The 20,045-nt window shown below is 61.5% G+C and carries 13 protein-coding genes; all 13 read right to left on the minus strand.

The features are described from left to right. Positions 1 to 218: 218 nt before the first annotated feature. A complete protein-coding gene (locus tag G3I78_RS36455; protein ID WP_164432768.1) occupies positions 219 to 3,320 on the minus strand; it encodes a phage tail tape measure protein in 3,102 nt (1,033 codons plus the stop codon). Between the two features lie 153 nt (positions 3,321 to 3,473). Then, complete coding sequence (locus G3I78_RS36460) at positions 3,474 to 3,884, minus strand: hypothetical protein (RefSeq protein WP_164432770.1); 411 nt, start codon at positions 3,882 to 3,884, stop codon at positions 3,474 to 3,476. A 510-nt stretch (positions 3,885 to 4,394) separates the two neighbouring features. Further along, on the minus strand, positions 4,395 to 4,805 hold the full coding sequence (locus G3I78_RS36465; RefSeq protein WP_164432772.1) for a hypothetical protein: 411 nt from the start codon (positions 4,803 to 4,805) through the stop codon (positions 4,395 to 4,397). Positions 4,806 to 4,818: 13 nt separating this feature from the next. Next, complete coding sequence (locus tag G3I78_RS36470) at positions 4,819 to 5,559, minus strand: hypothetical protein (protein WP_164432774.1); 741 nt, start codon at positions 5,557 to 5,559, stop codon at positions 4,819 to 4,821. Continuing rightward, positions 5,560 to 6,003 carry a hypothetical protein gene (locus G3I78_RS36475; RefSeq protein ID WP_164432776.1) on the minus strand — a complete coding sequence of 148 codons (444 nt, stop codon included), beginning with the start codon at positions 6,001 to 6,003 and terminating at the stop codon, positions 5,560 to 5,562. It lies immediately after the preceding gene. A 9-nt stretch (positions 6,004 to 6,012) separates the two neighbouring features. Then, positions 6,013 to 6,609, minus strand: coding sequence for a head-tail connector protein (locus G3I78_RS36480; RefSeq protein ID WP_164432778.1), 597 nt, complete (start codon positions 6,607 to 6,609; stop codon positions 6,013 to 6,015). A gap of 663 nt (positions 6,610 to 7,272) precedes the next feature. Then, positions 7,273 to 8,694 carry a hypothetical protein gene (locus G3I78_RS36485; protein ID WP_164432780.1) on the minus strand — a complete coding sequence of 474 codons (1,422 nt, stop codon included), beginning with the start codon at positions 8,692 to 8,694 and terminating at the stop codon, positions 7,273 to 7,275. A 147-nt stretch (positions 8,695 to 8,841) separates the two neighbouring features. Further along, positions 8,842 to 9,627: an HK97 family phage prohead protease gene (locus tag G3I78_RS36490; RefSeq protein ID WP_164432782.1), complete on the minus strand. Its 786-nt coding sequence runs from the start codon at positions 9,625 to 9,627 to the stop codon at positions 8,842 to 8,844. After that, entirely contained in the window at positions 9,624 to 10,805 is a 1,182-nt protein-coding gene (locus G3I78_RS36495) for a phage portal protein (protein WP_164432785.1), read from the minus strand. Before G3I78_RS36495 ends, G3I78_RS36490 begins: the two co-directional genes overlap by 4 nt. A 171-nt stretch (positions 10,806 to 10,976) precedes the next feature. Continuing rightward, a complete protein-coding gene (locus G3I78_RS36500; protein ID WP_239158279.1) occupies positions 10,977 to 12,353 on the minus strand; it encodes a terminase family protein in 1,377 nt (458 codons plus the stop codon). A gap of 958 nt (positions 12,354 to 13,311) precedes the next feature. Then, complete coding sequence (locus G3I78_RS36505) at positions 13,312 to 13,596, minus strand: HNH endonuclease (RefSeq protein WP_164432789.1); 285 nt, start codon at positions 13,594 to 13,596, stop codon at positions 13,312 to 13,314. 1,848 nt (positions 13,597 to 15,444) lie between these two features. Beyond that, positions 15,445 to 16,755: an AAA family ATPase gene (locus G3I78_RS36510; protein ID WP_164432791.1), complete on the minus strand. Its 1,311-nt coding sequence runs from the start codon at positions 16,753 to 16,755 to the stop codon at positions 15,445 to 15,447. Between the two features lie 2,101 nt (positions 16,756 to 18,856). Next, a complete protein-coding gene (locus G3I78_RS36520) occupies positions 18,857 to 19,063 on the minus strand; it encodes a hypothetical protein (RefSeq protein WP_164432795.1) in 207 nt (68 codons plus the stop codon). Between the last annotated feature and the right edge of the window lie 982 nt (positions 19,064 to 20,045).

The raw sequence follows: 20,045 nt of genomic DNA on the forward strand, positions 1-20,045 counted from the left end.
CTGACCGTAGTACGCCCCCACGGGATTTCGGGGTGAGAACTTCCCCGACGTGTTGTTCAGCGTGAGCGTGCAACGAGACGGGTCAACGTCGTCCCCTTGTGCCGTTCGCCCCCTCGTAATGGTGATCGGATCACGGTGATAGACGTCATTCGTAATGTCTGTCCACGTGTTGTTTAGGAATAGCTCAATGAGCGTGGCTAGGGGCGTCTGAGGGAATGTCACGCGTTCCCCCTTCCTAGGGCTTTCTGCACGTTGCCCCCGGATATGCGCTGTATCTCGCCGCGCAACGGGTCGATGAGGACGGACGCCAACGTCTTTGCGTCGACACAGAGGTTGGCGACGATGGGGCGCCCAGGTGCGGAAGTGCCGTTGCCGCCCATGACGGGCGTTGTGCCGCCGCTCGACGTCACGGCCGTTCCCTCGCGGACTGGCCTGACAAGGTCGACCGCCCAACGGCGTAGGTCCGTTTCGAGCTTGGGCGACTTGCGCTTAATGCCTTGCCAGACTCCGGAGGGCACGTGGGCGCCAACCTCGTTGGCCATGAGGGTTGATGGCGAATGTATTCCAAGAGCCTTACGAATAGCTTTCGCCATGCTCTTGGCTATGGTCTCCATTTGCTTGTCTATCTGCTTCTGCTGTTTCTGGAGACCCTTTACGAGACCCTGTGCAGCCTTGATGCCAGAGTCGTACATTGCGGAGCCTGCCGCGTTACCGGCCTTGCTCGCCGCATCGGTGAGTATCTGCTGTTGCTTGTTGATGTCCTTTATCTGTTTGGCGCTTGCCGTCGACAGGGCTTGGGCGGAAGCCATGCCGCCTTCAACGCCTGCGTTGGCTATGTCCGAGACAAGGTCTGCGGCAACGCCTTTCTTCTTAAGCGCGTTGAGTAGAGAGGTGAACTTGAGTGCGTCCGTTGCCTTTTTCTTCAGGCCGTCGAGGATGTTCATTGCACCCATGCCGCGCGCTGAGTCCTCGCCCACCATGGACGTGATGTCAGCGCCTTGCAGGATGTTCGACTTCACGTTGGCCGCGAGCGTGTCACGTGCCTTGATGAGGTCTGCCACCTTCTTTTGGGCAGTCTTGAGCTTGGCTGCAACGCTCGCTTGTTTGTTGGCGAGGGACGTGAGTTTCCGTGTGTCGTCTGCGATCAGGTCGAGTAGCTTGCTCTTTTTTCTGCTCTTTGGCATCGAGTCACGGACAATGTCCGCCACCTTGGTTGCGGCTGCCTTGACCTGTTTCGCACTGCCCGTCAGTCCGTCGACCAAGCCGCGGGCAATCCAACGACCCTGGGCTTTCGTCACTTTCGAGGGCGAGGAAATACCGAGAGCCTTTGCGACGGGACCAGGGATCACAGACTTAGCCCAACCCATGATCTGTGACTTGATCCAACCACCCATGGACTTAATGCCGTTCCACAGGCCCTGAACAACGGCAGTTCCCTTTGAATACAGGAGACTTCCCAGACTTCCTATGCCGCTAGAGATTCGCCCCGGTAGACCCCTGACCCAGGCAACAAGCTGCGAGGCAACTTGAATACTGCCGCTCTTGATCCGGCCCCAATGCTTGATGATCAGGCCCGGAAGAGTCCAGTTGAGGAAGAACGAAACTAGCTTCCCGGGGATGCCCTTGACCCATCCAACTACCGCATTCCAGACGGCAATGGTTCCCGACTTGATGGAACCCCAATGCTTGATGATCAGGCCAGGCAGCGTGAAGTTGAGGAAGATCGAAACTAGCTTCCCTGCAACAGACTTGATGAAAGACCAGACGTAGCCCCAGATTTGCAGGGTCCACGCTTTGATCTTGTCCCAGTTGGCAATGATCAGCACCGCTAGGGCGACAACGGCAGCGACGATCAGAGCGATAGGCCAGAATGCAATTAGCCACTGTGCCGCCATGATTGCCCCCCATATGACCGCGCGAGCGGCCATGCGGGCGTACTGCATGAGAACAGAAAGGGACGCACGCAGAACGGCCATGGTGAACGTGCCGACGGCAGCAAGAGCGGACCCCACCCATGCGGCGGCAGTCGTGGCCGCGGAGGCGACCGCTCCCGCAGCCGTCCGGGCCATGGCCATAAGGCCAACTCCCATGAGCCGCAGGTAGCCGGCCACCGACCTATAGAGCGCACTTTGGCGTACCGTCTCGGCAGCCGTGGCAACGGCCGTATAAGCCGCGTACACCTTCTGTGCCGCAGTCACGGTGATGACCGCTCCGGCGACCACGCCCAGGACCACGGCGAGCACCTTGAAGGCGCCCGTGTGTTTCATGGCGAAAGACGCCACGGCCCCGCCCGCTTCCGCGAGTTGGGTTGTCACTGCGCGCTTGAACGCCTCCATCGAGGACGCCGGACTACTACCAAGGGTTTTCGCTGCTTTCTCGGCTGCGCCCTTGACCTTGTCCATCCCTGTAGCGGCGGCAGCGCTCGCAGGGTCGAGCGCGTACAGCGCGTCACCCATCACGTTGGCGGGGTCACCGAACAGGGCTGCCGCAGCGTTGAGTCTGACCTGTTCGTCTTTGGTTCCGCGGAGGGAATCGAGGGTGATCTGTAGAGCCTTCTTTGCGGAGTCCCCACCCTTGCCCAGCATCTTGGCCACGTCGCCCGCGTTGAGTCCGATGGACTTATACGCAGCGTCGACCGCCGAGCCACCCGCTAGCGCGCGCTCGCCGAACTGCCCTAGGGCGTCGGCTACTTGGTCTGCGTCTCGGGCCCCACCCTTGAGGCCCTGTGCAAGTAGCCCGGTCGCTGTCTGCGCGTCGAGCCCAACGCGCTTCCACTGAACTGAATATTCATTTAGGGTTTCGAGGAAATCCCCTGCTTTGTCAGCGCCGGATTGCAGACCCTTGGCGACGATGTCTAGAGCTTGGTCCGCGTCCTTGGCAAGCCCTGTTCGGAGCAACTGACCAACGGCGGCAGTGGTCATTCCAAGCTCAGCGTCGAACGCCTCAGAGAGCGCCATTACCTTTGTCGTTACGCCCTCAAGTCCGCCTTTCGCTCCGGACACATTGCCGATGTTTTGATAGACACCCTTGATTGCCTCGTTGACATCCGCCGTAGACTCGCCCCATGCGTTGGCGTAAACGCGTGCGGATACCTTTGCGAGGTTGGCAGCCTCAGCGTTCCCAATGCCGAGTTGGGTTTGCAGCTTGGCGTTAGCCGCACTCATGTCCATTGCCTGAGCTACGCCCACCCCCAGGGCGCCGGCCACCCCTGCGCCAATGGCCGCGGATGCCGTCGACAGGCGCTCTTGCATGGATTGCAGTTCGGGTGATGCCTCATCACGCGCAATCAGCCGGAAGATAAGGGAGGTATCCGAAGACACGGATTCACCTCCGTTTCAATTGGGCCTCCGCCTCATCGAGTTGCTTGCCGTATTCGTCGAGCCAATCAAGCAAGGCGTCCGCTTCCTCGACGCTGAGTAGGTCCCATTCCCAGGGCCGCACGTGCAAGAGGTGTGCGGCGTTGCCGAGTTGGCCTAGCCTGCGATCGGCAGATCCGCTTTTCCCTCTTCCTCGCTCTCATCGATGGCGGTTGCTATCTGCTCATCGAGGCTCGCGAGGGTGGCCGCGCGTTCGTCGCCCGTGGTGTTCTCTGAGACTGCCTCTCGCATCTTCAACAGCTCTTGTTTGCTGTATTCCAACTTGAGTTCATCCCAGGCGAAATCCACATCGTCCCAACGGATGCCGGGGTGTTCCCGCTTGAGGAACATGTAAAGGAGTGCACGGCGGCACAGACTGTTTCCCGAGAGAACGGCACTCGTGAAGTCTGAGAAATCCCGGTCCGTCTTCCGCTCCAACATTTCCCGTTCGGGAGACATGAGCTTGCGCGGGTTGTACTTGAACCGCTTCGGTTCCTCAGAACCTTCCGGCTGATACACGAGATACATAGGCTCAATCGCTCCGTACTCGACTCGCAATGCGGTTGGCCATTTCGTTGATAGCGTCAGTTACTGCACGCTTCGCCTCCGGGGCAACACCCCTCATGGCGTCATCGAACCAACCGATTTTTCCGAACTGGACACGCCAACGGTCATTGCCCCATGACTGCGTGCGGAATCCCTTACGGGAGTTCATCCGCTTGGGGGCGTTGGCGAAATCACGAATGCGGGGTGTGCGCCTCGCGCGAATGCTCGCGCCTGCCCCTCGCATCGTCATGTTGACTCGCGGCTGAATGCTTCGGGCGATAGCCGGCCTGAGTTGTGGGCGCGTCGCTGCGCCCCCGCTTGGAATAGCTAGCGCGCCGTTCCTGGCACGGTCCGCATGGGGCCTGAGTTCGTCTCTCAGCGTCTTAGCTAGTTCCTTGCGGAGTTCTCTACCATCTGCCTCCGCGCGCATAGCGCGGATGAGGTCACGCAAGCCGTTCTGCGTGACCTCAACGCCAACCGGTCCGTCAGCCATCAGGCGGTTGCGCGGGTGACTGCGCCGCTCGTTGGGAAGCTGACGGATTGCGAGGCTTCGTCACCGACCCCGCCCTGAATGGGCTTCAGCTCCTTTATCAAAACGGAGCCTGTCCACTTGGGGTTTGAGGTGCCGACTACCGCGGAGGTAGGTCGTACCTCAAACGTGACCACCGTTCCGAACAGGGGCCAAAGGATGCTATCGAGGGCGGCGGCGGCATAGTCATTCTTGAACTCGATTGCGAGTCCTCCGCTCTTAAGTCCGCCGATGACTTGCTTCCATCCGGCGCTGCCGTAGGTGGTGACGTCCTTTTCGTCAACCTCTACGGTCAGTTCCGCTTTGTTTGCGTAGGCGCTCAGGTCTGTTCCGCTGAGCGCTACATACTCAGATGTGAGGACCATAAAGGCCATGAGGATGCACCCCTTACGCCTGTATGCCGAATGCCACGGCGAAAAGAAAAGAGGGAGTTGTGCCGCCGATGGTCCACTTAACGCGGTGCCAATCGTCGGTAATGGCAGTGCCATCCGTGCGCAGGATTTCGCCGCCAATGGCATTCGCCTGCGTGAAGGTGAGTTGAGTAACGGGGGAAGGGAAGCTGTTGGAGTTGTCCGACTCGACGACGACGTTGAGAGTCGGGGTCGTACCGCTCGCGCCCAGGACGTGAAGGGCGGCATAGAGGCGCCTGCCGGAGGCCACGGCGCCTAGCTGTACGCCTGTGCCCGTACCGCTCGACGTGCGCGCCGTGCCGGGCGGGTGGCCGAACTGTCCGCGGACCAGGGGCCACGTGGAAGACGCCTTTCCCTTCCACGGGGCAAGGTCGCCCACCTGTCCGCCAAAGTTGTAGTCCGCCCTGAGCGCCTTGAGGAAGTAGGCGAGATCTCCCACAGAGGCGCCGACCGGTCCCGCCGACCATGGGCCTGTGCCTCCAAGCGCAGCCCATGAGGCGTTGTCGACGTAACTGTTGTCGGCCCCTGCTTCCCAGAACCCTTCGCCTGTAAGTTCCGCGGAGCCGAGTCCGGCCGTGACTTCTTTCCAGCCGTTTGACCCGTAGGTTGTTCGGTCCTTTTCCTCGAACTCACCAGAGATCTCAACCTTGTTTGAGGCGCCCGTGAGGTCTGTCCCTACGGCAAACAGACGGACGCCCGTAAGTGTGATGAATGACATTTACGCACTCCCGTCGCCAATGACCAGGATGGAAATTTCGGCGCCTAGGTACTGGACTCCGTTGTGTTCGTAGAGCCGTAGGCCCTGCACGCGCGTGACTCGGAAGTCGTGCGCATAGCCGTTAAGGGCAGGAGTACCGGGGGCGCCTCGCGCTGCCTCTAGGGCGACCTTTAGCGAGGCGGGACCGGACCCGGACAACATGGCATCGAGCAACGCTTGCCCCGCCAAGTCATCGGCTCGCCCGACCAAAACGCGCGCCGTAAAGTCGATGTGGTCGAGCGCGCGGTTCATGGCTTTGTCGTACTCAATGGTGTAATCCGCGATGAAAAAGCAGGGCGTTGTAACACCATCGGGCATGTATCCAGTGCAGACGAGTGACGCCCCAGGCAAGGTCACCGCGGAGGCGGCAACAGCTAGTTGCGCTCGCACGTTCGTGATATCCATGCGCCCCCCTTAGAATCCCGGAAGAACGAATGGCTCAATGAGGTTCCAAACGTCCGGGTCCCTGCGGGACAGGCGAACGGCTCCCCATTCCGCGGACCCTAGGACACCTTCCGGTGAATCCTTGCGCTTGAAGAATCGGGATGCCTGAATGAGCGTCGCAGTCTCGATGGCTTCCGGAATTTCCGGCCACCCCCAACGCGCGGTCACGCGCACGCGCATGCGACTGCCATTCCCCCATGTCCACAGTGACGACGTGCGCAACAGGCCCGTGACTGGAACGCCATTCGCAAGGGCGTTGTCCGGGTATGTTTCGTAATCCGTGACCGCGGACCAGGAGCTACCGGAGCCAATCTCAACAACCAGTCCGGCGAGGCTGCCGATTGGCTCGACTAGAAGCATGTCGCCCGACTCATCCGAATAGATGCGACGGGTCGGGTTGTAGATGCGCGCCGTTGCGCTCGCGTCGAGATAGAAGCGCTGCCCGCATGCACGGTCAATGCTCCGAGACCCGGAGGCAAGGGCCTGGTTTAGTAGGTCATCGCGCGTGGCGTCAGATATCCCGAGATACGTTTTGAACAGGTCGAGGGTCGCGTATTCATTCGCCATCGCTTATCGCCTTGCGGGGACTTCCACCCGCATTCTTCCGGACGGGTCCCGCGTCGACCTCCGCGGGTATTTCGGTACCGTCCTCAACGGGGGCACCGTAGTGCGCTAGCTGTTCGTCCACCTGTCGCACGCGGTCCGTCAGACCACGGGCAACGTAACCGGCGCGCTCGCGCTTGAGAGCGGCAATCATGTTGCTGGACACGGAGCCTCCCTAGAACAAGGTCACATCTGCCGTGTTCGTGACGTTGGTATTTGCCGAGTAGGTGAGCCGCACATATCGCCATGGCTGATCGGCTCGCAGAATCTTGTGTGTAGTCCCTGCCGTGGTAATGGCGAATGTGGCGACCGCCCCCGTGTCTGGGGTAGCTACGTCCGCGTAGGAAATCGCGAACCAATTGCTTCCGTCCGCGCTGCCCTCAATCGCGTAAGTGCACGTCGGTGTGGCGCCCACGGTGGTTGTAATGGTGAGCAGTGCTGGGCGCTCCGTTACCGCTCCACGGTCGGCAACGTTTGTTGAGACACCGTTTCCCGCTTGCGCTGCTGACAGGCGTGCGGCATTGGGTAGCCGGTCGCCGGCCAGGGCCTGAATTGTCGCCATCTTCTAACCCTCCATCAGTGAGGAAGCGGGGCCCGGAATACAATTCCGGGCCCCGCTAGGAATGGTCAGAATGTAGGCGTGATGAGGCCGGTACCGGCAATCTTGCTCGTGCCGTTCGTGTACCGCCCGAACGTGTACGCAAAGTAGGAGTAGGCGACAAGCAGAACGCCCAGGGAGGCGGCGGCAGGCTGTTCCGCACGAATGAACAGCGGGGCCGCAGGGTCCTCCCAAAGGTGGCACTCGGATGAGGGCACGATGTAAACCTCATCCTCGTTCGTACCGGCGCCCAGGTTCGTGGCAATGTTGTTATCCACGATGACCTCAAGGCCACAGGGAAGAACACCACGGGGACCGGAGTTGTAAGAACTCTGAGAATTCGCCGCGCCCGCGGACTGCACCGGGAACCCACCCCAGTTGATCATGGGCCACGTGGAACTCATCTGGCTGGAAAGCCAGTACCAACGGCGAGAGTGCATTACCGCATGGGTCGGGCGACCCATCGCCAGTAGCGCCGCCTCAACGTTGGCCGCAGCCCCAAGAATCTTGGGGTACATTTCCGCGCCCGTGGGTGATGCGTCGGTGTAGGCAGTCGACTGAGCCACGTTCGTGAGCCCGTTCGTGGCCTGATTCAGAAGGGTGTTGTCCAGCACCGTGGCCACGCGGTTGAAAAGGTCCTGCATGGTCACGTCTTCGATACCGCTTCCGCGGTCGATTGCCTGCCGAGAAACGGTCTGCTGTCCCGCGGCAGTCTGAATAGGCACCGTCAGAAGGGTGTCATCCATGTTGGTTTCCTGCACGGCGGAATTCTCCGCGGACTGAAGAGCCGCACCGGATGCCGTGGTGATTCGGGAAATGTTGACACTCATTCCCGACTCGGGCAGGGGGTGAGTGTTGCAGACGTCTGCGAAGGGACGCAGGGCGGCAGTCGCAGGGGCGTACATGTCCGTGAGGTACTGCGGCACCGTGAGGCCGGTAAAGGCCCCAGTGCCCACGGCGCGCGTGAGGTATTCGGAGCGCTCTACCCGCTCTTCCTGCATGTGACGAGAAAGGCGCGATGCTGCCTCAACGTCCTGGAAGAGGAACTGACGAGAGACATCCATAAGGAAACCCTTGCCGTACGGGTCCATGTCCTTGCGGTATGTGCGCTCATCCATGCCGACGCGCGCGACCTGGTCATAAGCAGGCTTGCGCGTCTCCGTCTGCTTTACCTTGGCCTGTTCCGCCGAGCGCTCCATTTCCTCGGCCTTGATCTTTTCGGCCGTGGCGCGCTTGTTCTCGATACCGGCGATGTCCGCCTTTGCCTGGTCCCGCGCTACGAAAAGCTCTGCAACCCGCTCGTCTTCCTCGGGCGTGAGGTTAGAGCGTCCGTCCTGCTGAGCTTTGTCAAGGATCAGCTTTACTTCTGCGTCCGCCTTCTTACGGCGCTTCTGCGCCGCTTCAAACTCGACCTCAATTGAGGCAATGAGGTCATCGATGGTTCCGGGCATTGCCCACACCTCTTAGCCCTTTCGGGCAAGTGTCTTTCTGGGGGATTACTGCGAGGCGTCAACGGGGCATCTGCCGTGCCGCTGGGAACCGCGCCTCCGGGGCGTCTGCCGGAAATGCGGGTGTTGCTGCGAGGCGCGTAGCCTCGCCTACTCAGCATCCTCCGCAGCGTCAATCAGAAGACGCGTGCGGAGCATCTGAATTGAACGACCCTCAGGCGCCGGCCTGGGCGCGAGGGGCGTTGGTATAGGGGCCATGTCTGCCCGCGCAGAAAGGCGCGCGAGCGCTTCACGTGCGACTAGCGGAGAGAGGTTGGGGATGAGCGACAGGAACTCTCCGCTACGCGCCGATACGGTCGTGTGCGGGTTGGCTCCGTAGGTCACTGGTCCGACGTCACCGCGCGCAAGGTCAAAGCTGTTGATGCGGTATTCCGCATAGTCGGGCGACCATTGCCCGGACGTGATCCGGAACATAAACGACTGTTCCCTTACGTCCTGGTCCTCAATGGCTTGCACGAGTAGTTGAACGTCAGAGCGCTTGGGGTTGAGCCATGCGCGCTGCCCTAGTCCGTGGTCATCCGCCCAAAGCTGTAGGCGTCCGTTGCGGGTTGAGGCCATGGGAGTGCCACCATGATTGAACCGATAGACAACTTCCGGGTCTTCATTCAGCGTCTTGTCCGCGGCGCCCAAGGAAACAATCTCGGTATAGGGCCCGAACATATCCCACATTTCGTAGCCCTGTTCAAAGGCGCTCGCGTAACCCTCAACCTCGTACCATTCCATGTCATCGCGCGTGACTTTCTTGGCGCGCAATTCGGAAGTGAACCGAACCGCGGCTGACTCGGGTCTGTCGCGAGGAACCGCCATCGCTGCGCTTCCGCCTGCGGCACTCCGGGCGGCAGCCGCTTCCGCCCGGAGGGTGGCCATGTCTGTCATGTCATCACTCCCGATGGTGCAGCGCCCCCGAAACTTGGGGCCGCATTCTTGTTTCCGAACAGTCGATCAAACTCCGCGAGTTGGCTTTCGGTGAAGGGGGCTCGGTCATCCAATTCGCGCGCCTCCGATGGGGCGAGCACGCGGGAATCAATCTGCGTTTTCACCGTTGCTGCCCTGGTCTGCGGGTCCATTCGCAATAGGGCGTCCGTGTTCAACTTGACGAAACGCGGTTGCGGGGTGAGCGAGGTGAGCGCATCTTCCCGACGCACCACGGCGGGACCGAGATTCATGATGAGGAACTGCAAATTCCGCTGAGAGATATTGGCGTAGGTGACGGAGGACCCGGAAACCATGGCGTCGATTAGATCCCCTGGGGTGTCGAAGAATCGAGCAACGTCCCCGATGCCAAAACGTTTCGCCTCAATCCACTCAGCGCCGGCCGCCTCCGCCTGAATGGGGTTGTACTCCCAGTCAGAACCCGTAACGAAAAGATCGTTGTTGGCTATGGAAGCCTTAAACCTGCGCTTAGTCTCGTCCGCAAATTCGGGCGTGATGGTGCGTCCCGTGTTCTTGAGGTGAGCCGCGGGGACACTGCCGTTGCCGAACCAGTCCAGTGCAAATTCCTGAATGCTCAGATACTCACCAATGGATAGTGCAGCGTAGGCGACAGGTGACAGGCCAACCGGCATTCCCGGTAGCGTGTATTGCTTTTCGTGCCACACCTCGGAAGGGTCGTATTCCTTGCCTGCGATGAGGTACTTAAGGACGCCCTTGCGCACGCGCACGGTGACATCACACAGGGGAACTAGCTCGATGCGCGCAGGTAGCCCGAAACCGTCAACGGCAGTGATGAGGCCAAAGCAGTTGCCCGCCCTGTCTAGGTCCATCTGTGACGAGTAAAGCCACTCGATCATTCGCACTCCGGGTCCGCCCGGAGTGACCAGGACCGGAGGCTTGGGCACCTCAACCTGAATGCCGCCGACCCGTCGATAGATGTCAACGGGCATGGTCGATACGAGGTTGGCGCGCAGCCTGAGACACGCCCAGACTGCGCTATGGCGGAGTGCGGTTTCATTGGTTACGGACGTCGTTCCCGCCCGTTGTGCGGGCCGTGGCGGGATTACCTGATCTGCTGTCTGTCCGGGATATGCCCGCTTAGCCGCTGAGAATAGGCTCACGTCTCACCCCTCCGCGCAGCCAATATGGAGCCTGCGAGCACGACCACACCCGCGGCTACCGTTGCCCCTAGGGAAAGCCACGGGTAGAGAAAGGCAGCAACTCCGAAAGCAACCAGCAACAGGCCCAGGACGTCAAGGAACGTAGTAACGCGCTCGCGCATGGGGGCACTCCTAGAAGATTGATGCCGTTAGGTCGTACTCCTGCACCAATGGCAGTCGGACCATGAGCGCCCAGCGTGCGAACGTGACCGCGCACAACGGGGCGATATCCACGGGGGAATTGGTCCTGTCGAGCGTCCACGCGTCGCCTTGCCGTCGAGTGCGCGCGGCGTTAACGGCGCCCGTTAGTTCGCGTTGGTCAATGTGCCTCGCGCCACCCTGAATCAACGTGTCCGTGATTTGCCCGCACGCCTCCGTGAGGTCATGCACTCGCAATATGGACAGGTCGCCCCGTGCTGGGCGCTCAGGGTTCTTGGGCACCTCAATACCGGCGGCAACTAGGTCATCGATTAGAGAGGCGGCAGGGGCGCCGTAGGACGCAACGGCCACGGCCACAGGGTCATGGATCTCGCGGAGTCGAGTGATAGCCGGTACGACCCAATCAGTACCGGGGCGCCTGTCGACCAACTCAAGGTGAAAGAGTCCATCCGGACGGAGCGAGGCAACCCCTATGCTCGCGTGCTTCCGGTCCTGGGCTACGTCGATAGCAAAAGCTAGGTCAGTACCGGGGCAAGACTCCCTGTCGACCGCCACGGCCCAAGCCTCGCGCGGAATGTTCGGGTCACTGGGCGGAACCGCCTTACGGGTGCGGTTCAAATAGGCCCGATCGAACGCACTCGGGTCGCCGGCCATCTTGTCCAACTCAGACCGAATGATGTCTTCCGAGACCGTATAGCCCAGGGCAGGAAGGCAAAAGCGCCACGTTTCCGGATCGTCCCGCGGCATGTCCTCCGGAGCGAACCATTCGAAATACGCGACGCTCGGATACTCGCCCGTGGCCCACATCTGCTCAATGAGCGCGCGCCCTTGCTCGCGTTTCTTATTGAGCCACACGCTACGGTCCGTGCCGCCCGCGCTCGCCCACCAAAGCTGAGCCATGGGCTTTGTCAACATGGCCGGACTAAAGGCTTGCTCTAGGCGGTCATCCTCGTGTGCGAATGCCTCATCGATTACGCCCAGGTCGAGCGCGGGGCCGTGACCCGCCTTTTCGGTATTCGCGGTAATACCAAGCTTGGACCGCGTCTTACTCCAGATGATCGCCTCATGGCCGTTGGTCTTTCGGACCCGGTAGCGCCCAGCGATGGAGGAATCATCCATCGTCGCCAGGAACTCATCCTCCCAACGGGTCCGCGCCATGCCGCGAGTCTGCGCCGCATAGATCACGGTCTGACGCTGCCAAGCGGCAATCCGATGGACCATGAGCGCCAAGATTTGCTGTGTCTTCCCTTGCTGCCGAGAGACGCTTAGCCCAACCTCGCGATGCACGAACGTGCCGGTTACCGGGTCAATCTCAAGGGCAACGTCCAACACGTATTTCTGCCACGGCATAGGCGGATATCCGAGCGCTTCCATAACGCGCCATGCCGCGGGGCCCAGGCTCTTGAATCCGGGTCGCCTGGGGGTGCCCCACAAGGGCGGACAGGTGAGCCCGTAGCGCTCTCTCAGGTCATCGGCAAACTCACTCGGGGGACGCCAAGTCACCAAAGGGGTCATCGTCATCTGTTGCCGTCCGCCCCTCTGTTAGCTGGGCGACCGTTTGCCGCAACTCCCTGGTCAGTTGCACGAACACGCGCCTATCCCCGTCCGCGGTGAACGCGTCGACCTCACCCGCCAAGCGGACTGCGAGCGCAGCCAATAGGGGCTCGAAACCGGTTAGGTCCCCGAGCTCACGCACGTCAGATCGAACGGCTTTCTCAACCGGTCCCACGCGTCCACCCCTTCTGACCTGCGCATTCCCCTGCGCGGTTCGGCCGGCCTGCGCCTCTCGCGGCGCGCTTTCGGGCCCCAATTCGGGCGCCCTGGGCGGGTGTCACTGGGGCCCCGGGGAGAAAAATCCGAGTTTGGGCCGGGGCTGGGAAGGGGCCGGAATCCTAAAAAACGCGCAGGTCAGAGCCGGTCTGAGATGCAAACATGCAGGTCAGAGGCTTAGAGCCTTGGTCCTGGTCCTCATCGGTCCAGCTGTCGCACCCTGTTTGACCTGGGCTTTTGTCCGCCGAGTTGCCCCATGGGAGCATCGGGGCGCCTTCCGTGGGGATGGAAGGTGCTTGGGGCGCCCACCCTGTTGGCGGGGTGGGCGCTCATCCATGTGTGGTCGAGCTGCGCCGCGTTGCTTGTGTGTCGTCGAGCTGCGTGCGCTGTGCTCTGTCTCGCCCTGGTCCTGGTCCTGGTCCTGGTCCTGGTCCTGGTCCCTGCCCTGGGTAGCGCACGCGCCCCCAGGCGTGGCCTGGTTGTGTGGTCGGGCGGACCTGGGCGTGTGGTCGGGCCTGGGTAGCAGGGACCAGGACGTCTATGCGTACCAATCGATGGACGTACGCAGCCGCTCATACTCGCTGGGTAGCTTGTCGCCCTTGTCGTTGTTGCACTTGCGCCCGCATGATGCGCAGCCCTTGACCCCGTGGATTGGGCCTAGGTTGTCGAGCGCGTACGGGTCCCCGCCTTTGCTCACGGGGATGATGTGGTCTGCACTGTCCGCCCCGGGGTGTCCGCACCATATGCAGGTGTCTGACTCGGCTAGCACCTGGGCGCGTGCTTGGCGGTATCGGTACTCAGTGAGTTCCTTGCGTCCGGTCATACGCCTTCCCCTCTGGGCATGGGTAAGGCCCCTGTTCCCGTGGGGACTCAGGGGCCTTATGCCTGGGGTGTTTCGGGCATGCCGAACACGGGTCAATCTTCGGTCCTGTTCAGGTCATCGTCAAGGGGTGTTCGGGGTCGGTGTGTGTCTGCAATCCGAATGGCCTGTGTGCGGGCAATCCATCCTGTGTCTAGGCCACACGTGCAGGTGACTCGGGAGTGTGGTCCGCGCTCGAATTGGCGCCATCCGTTCACGGGTGGTCGCTCGGTTACCTCGTTCTCATAAGCCACGACGTGGTCAATGGGTGTCCTGGGGCGAGGGAAGCGGATTGGAGGCGGGGGCGGTATGGGTGGGCATTCCTCGCCATCAAGGCATGCGGGGGTGCACAGGTGTCGATAGGGCGGCAATTCGTCTAGGTCCCAGAGGGCGCCTTTAGCGGTTGGCTTTCCGTAGTTGCGTATTCGCCCCTCGCTCGCCCACCTATGCAATGTGCCCCGTGGCCTATGGGTCCATGTCATTGCCGCCTCAGTGTCAACGAGCCTCCGCTTAATCGCCACGTTCATCTAGGCCCCTCATGTAGTCCTCAATCTCTTGCCACGTGTATTTCATGCCGCATGGCGGAGTCTCGCCAATGCAGCCGATACAGACAGCCTCGCCATTGTGGAGCTTGAGGGCGCCTGCGCATCGTCCGCATACAGCGCCTCGCACAATGGATGAGGGCGGCACGTCATACCCAAGCAATTGGCGCGCTCGCCTCACGTGCGCCTGTAGCGAGCGCTTGATTTCATCTATGAGCGCGAGCGCTTCAAAGTTCCCAGGGAACGGGCTATCGACCCTCGTTGCGGAGCGTCCTCCGTGATCGTCCCTAGATGCCGGCCCCTCGATAGCTGCGCCGAGTTGGGCGATGAGCGGCGCGTGACGAATCGTCTTGACGCGCCTTTCCAAGGTGTACGGGCAGGGGCAGTCACCCCAACCGTTCGCCCCTCGCAGACAGTCTTTCGTGTGCGTCATGACTCGCAAGTCATACTCAACGCGTTCATCAAAGCCGCGCGTGAGTTGGTCTGCGAGCGAGGCGCAGTATTCGGTGTCAGTAGCCATTACCTCTCGACTTCCGGGCACGCGTCATGCAAGGCCCATATGTACGTGCCGCATTCAATGCCCCAGTAAGGCTCATGCGGGTTGATGGTCTGTCGGCATGCGTCGCACCTCACCGGCCTAGAACGGCGGAGGGTCGCAGGTGGCGCAGGAACGTGTTTCCTCGCCCCCTGTGAGGCAGAGGGGAACGCTGGGCGCCCAGTAGCGCTCACAGGGGGTCGGCAAGGGTCCGCGGCAGCCTCCGTAAACGCCTGGGCGTCCATGGGGTGGCCTGCGCACACGTGAGGCCCCAGGACAGGCGTTCCGGCCCGCACGTCGCCCAGTGAGGCCACGGTGAGCGCTCGGGGGCATCCTGCCGCCATGCGGAGCCTGTAGGGGCGTCCTCCGCTCAGGAGTAGCGCGCGCAGCTCGACCGCACCGAGGGGGGTTGTGTCGACACCCGCCCAGGTTCCTGAGACAAGCGCGGTGAGGACCCAAGCCCCGCACCTCTTGCAGGTGCCCAGCTTGGGCGGGGTGTCTAGTAGGTGCTGCATTTGATCATTACTCACTGCTCACAATCTGTGTCCTCTGTCCTACCTGTCCGCCCCTAAAGGGGGGCGGACAGAGGACAGGTCAGTGAGGACAGGTTTTAGGTACCTGTCCGGACAGGTCTGACCTGGGGAAATAGGCGTTGGACAGGAAACCTGTCCGGACAGGCGGAGGCTCGACCTGTCCGGACAGGTCTCGATTACTGGGCGTAGTTTTTTCAGGGTTTCAGGCATCGAACAGACCCTCTGATTCCTCATCCTTGATTTCAGGGGGTTTCAGTGCCTCGCGTTTCTTCCGGTGACTTATTGCCTCCGCCAATACGGATGTCCCTAGCGTGAGGTCACGTTCCGCGAGCCACTTTCGGAGCCTGTCTCTGCCTAGCGCGATGGGCGCTCCGTGTTTGTCGAGCAACGCCACGGCGGCACTCACCGCAGGGTCAAGCCCCGCCATGGCGAATACGGCCGTGCGCTCCGGGACCAGGACCACGGAGGTTTCAGGCTGTCCGTTGCGCCGTGTCATGCCCTGCACGGCCACGATGCGGGGCAACAGGCGAACCTCTGCCGTGTCGTCGTCATCCTTTGTCTTGTCGATGCGGACGGTTATGACGCGCTCCGCTCCCTTCCCTTCTTTCTTAACGAGTAGTTCCGTCTGCACGGCGCCCAGTACGTTAGAGGCGCCTCGCCCGTGTTCCCCTACGTGTCCCGTGTGGTGCACGAGTAGCGCGCACGCTTCCGATTCCCTCGCTAGACGCTCGATGCGTTGGAAGATCACTGACATGCGCTCGTTGGACGATTCCTCAATGCCGACCGTTGAGCGCGCCTGCGTGTCGACGACGACAAGCGCAGGTCGGAGGCGCTTACAGGCTTCCTCCAACACCATCCATTCGATGCCGGCCACCTGAATTGGGCGAGGTAGGAAGTACACCCCGGACATGCGGCAGCCGGTTTCTTGCTCCCATGCGCGGACCCGTTTTTTGATGCCCCCTGCGCCCTCCGCAACGAGATAGATCACGTCACCCTTGACGACGTCCCGCCCCGCCCAGGGGCGACCGTTGGCGACGCATCCGGCCATGTCGAGCGCCACAAACGATTTCATAGCCCCAGGCTTTCCGTTGATGCGCGCAACGGTGCCGCGGTACAAGAGTCCGTCGACTACCGGAGACAGTTCCTCAATGTCGTCTAGGGCGTCTGTCGTCAGAGTCTCGGCTAGTAGCGCGTCCACCATTTCCGCTACGCGCGCACGCTGGGTTTCTTCCTCGATAGTCACCGCGCGCTCTTTGGCGCGGTTGAATGACGCTATCTCCTTTGCTTTCTCGATCTCGGCTGCCTCGCGCCTGTGGTCCTCTATGAGGGTCTGTGTTCTGTCGTCAACTCCCAGTGATGGGAGTTTGCTCGACAGGACGGAGACGATGCGTTGCACGTCGTCATTGAAGCTCTCTAGAGGTGCAGCCTGCGGATTGAGTAGCCAGTAGAGCGCGAGGCGTGCATTTATCTCCGATTGGGGCAACTCGGCATTGCCCTGCGGTTCAATCGTCACGCGTTCACCCCTGCCCCTGCGCCTAGACGTATGAGGCAGGGATGATTTCCACTCCAGTAAATGACCAGTGGTCCGCCTCTACGTGGCGAGCCATGAGCTTGTGTGTCCTGGTCCACCGGAAACGGGCGCCCAGGAAATCGCGGTCAATGCATTTCCACAGGGCGTAGCGCTGGGCAGCGTCCGCGGTTGTAGCAATGGCCATTACCTTGCCGTTTGATGAGATCACAAATGCGCGGGTGCCTTCCATGTCGCAGCGTCCTCCGTGGGCTTTGTGCGCCTCCGTCGATATCGGTTCCGTGTCTGCGGAACGTGGCGTGATGTGAGGCGCCCTGCGGCCCATAGCACGCTCACCGCGTGCGCCTCCGTCCAAGACATGAGCGGGTCGAGCGTCTGCCATATCCGGGCAGCGTGCGCCTTATGCGGCAGCCGCTCACCGCGGACCAGGGCGCGGACGTCCTCAACGGCTGCCCTGGGCACGCGAGCGGGCAGACGTCGAGCCGTGACCCTGTCCGCCTTGAGGACGCCTCGCTTGAGGCCCTGCGCCACGGCTGCCGCGTTGCTCGACACTCCGTATTTGATGCGCGCCTCGCCCAGGCCGTTATGGACCGTGTTGAGGGTGACGTTTTCCCGTTCGGCTATCTCGTCCAACGTGAGTCCGTCTGCCAACCCTTGGAGGTAGAGCACCTGTTGGGCCGAGACCTTGTAAGCGATGGGATGTCCGTTGACCTTGTAATTTTGGGCGGACCGCTTCCGCCGGCGCGTCCTTTTCCAGGGGTTGTCAGCCCTGTGCGGTCCGGTCCATTCGAGCTGTTCCCACCACGGCCGGACGCGTGCCATACGGGCGCGCGCCTCTGCCTGTCTCTGGTAATACTTGCGCTTCCTCGCGAGCGCGCAGGGGCGGCAACGGCGCTGCCATCTGCCGCGGTCCTTGTTGAAAACCATCCATACGTTGTCGGGGTCATCGAAGCTATGGCCCCGCGGGCAGTGAGTCATTCGTGGTCGGCCCATCGTCGCCCCTTTCTTTGGGCCTGGGCGCAGGAAGGCGGAGGGACCCTATACAGGTCACCTCCGCCCATCCGGAGCCCATATGTGTGGTGTGTGGCGCGAGGCGCCCCGAAGGGCGCAACTCAACATCCCTACGGCAGTGCGGGCAGTAGCCCCAATGAACGTCTGACAGATCACCCCTGCGTTTCAGGTTCATAGTCGTTTGCTCCGTCCGGAAGACACACATCGTCGCCCTTGAAAAGGGTCTCCGCGTGAAACTTCCTGCCGCCCGGTTTGGGCCACGTAACGGCAACGGAGTGTCCGCAATCGCGACACGTCCATATCTCAATTACGCCGTAACTATTGGAGGGTGACAGCCTGTGCATGCCTGCCGCTCTCATCCGGAGTTGCCATCGGCCATTCGCGCTCGCCCCATGCGAGGGGAACGACGTCACACGTAAACAGCCCTGTCCGGCCGTGCCGCCAAGCGTCCGGGGCAAACTCGGGGTCGCCCGCAGGCCACCCCTTAACGATCCATTGCTTGCAGTGCTGACACCTCATGGGGCCCTGTCCTTATGTCTGTCGACCAATCCCCCAGGGCACACCTCGCGTATGTGCGCCCCAGGGTCACCGAGGATTGCGGTAAGGGCAGAAGACAAAAAATGCGGTTCAACGTGGCTTCCCACGATGACCGCAACATGTTTGTCTCGACTTGCCCCCGCTACCTGTCCGCACTCCGGGCAGTAATAGCGGTCACTCATCCTCGCGCGCCTCCGCCCAGGCGATGAGTTCCCGGTAGAACGTGGCCATTTGGCGGACGCGCTTGCGCTCCCAATAGCGGCTTGATGCTGCGCGCGAGGCAGGCTCACCCGGTATCGGTGCAAGGCGTTCGGACCGCAACTCAAGGTCTGCCGCTCGCTTCCGCAGCTCTGCAAGGACCAAGGGGTGAGCACTCATAGCCGCACCCGCCTTCCGCAGTTGCCGCACTTGCCCTCAGGCGCTCCGCCGGTCCGGTTGGCCGTGGCGAACACCTCGCGCCAATCGAACGAGTGCAGACGGAGCACGTTGCAGCGCAGCCATTTGCGTGTCCGGAGGTAGCCGGCCAACAGTGTTCCGCTCATGATTCCTCGCATTGCTTCCCGTAGTCCTGGGCTATTTTCTCGACCTTTCCGGCTGCCTCGCGGAGGGCGGAGGCGCGGTTCATGTACCAAATCTCGCGCACCTCCGCCTCTTTCTTCTTCTGTCGCCAGTAGTCCGCTTCACTGTCGAACGTGAAGGCAAGAGCACGGATGCGGCTGACTGCCTTGAGGGTGTCTTCACTCACTGGGCTTTCTCCTGTACTGCCGCCGTGGCGTTCGACTACTCCGCGGGTCCGGGTCGGGTACCTCGCCACGTAGGTAAGCGCCGTAAGAGCGGGCACCCTCAATTGCCTTGAGTAGTTCGGTTGTTGCATCGAATGCCTCGCGTACGTTCATGACGCACAGTTCGTTGCCGATGGTGACGACGACGTGTTCGCCATCGTGGTCAATTTTCATTGCACCTCCCACGCAAACAGGTGGGTGCGGTCGTGATGAATTGGCGTACCGCAGTCGAGCAATCGGGGCAGAGCTGCGCTTTAACGTCCGGCTCCGCGTATGGGTCATGGCCCATGGCAAGGCGCTTCCAATTCATGGGCATTGGCGCCCATTGCTCGCCTGTGCGGAACCCTCCGCCTGCCGAGACGGGGCATATGGCCCCGCATCGGTCGCACTTGATTTGGTAGCTCACTGACCCTCGCCCCCTAGGCCAAAGAGCTTTTCGTGAGTGAACGTCCGCCATTGGACGGAGAGTTGTTGGGCGATGAGTCCGCCCAGGGCGTGACGTAGGTGTGACTTGAGGGAGTCACGCGCTTCCGGGTTGTTCCATATCTCCGCGGGCACGATTTGCCGCGCGGTGACTTCCTGTCCGCCCCATTGGGTTACGGCGCGCACTTCAACGAATCCAGGGATGTTGACCACTAGAACCGCCCCCCAGTCATGCAATAGGCGGCAAGCCATGCCGCGAACAGGAGTAGGAACGTGCGCCGGAACGCCACGAATCCCGCATGTCTCCCGTCTTTCAGGGCAACCCATTTCCAGACGTGTTCGCTGAGTGTGTCGCCCTCTTGCTTATTGAGGAGTGCACCTAGCTCGACCAACGCCATGCCGAACAGGGCGCACAACCATGCCCACGACCAAAAGACCATCTGATTTCCCTTCCGACTTGTAACGGTCAAGCGACAGTTGACCCGTAAGGGTGACGTGCAAGCTTGCACGTGCGCGAAATGC

Origin of the sequence: Streptomyces sp. SID13726 (genome assembly GCF_010548375.1) — a bacterium.
Taxonomy (GTDB): domain Bacteria; phylum Actinomycetota; class Actinomycetes; order Streptomycetales; family Streptomycetaceae; genus Streptomyces.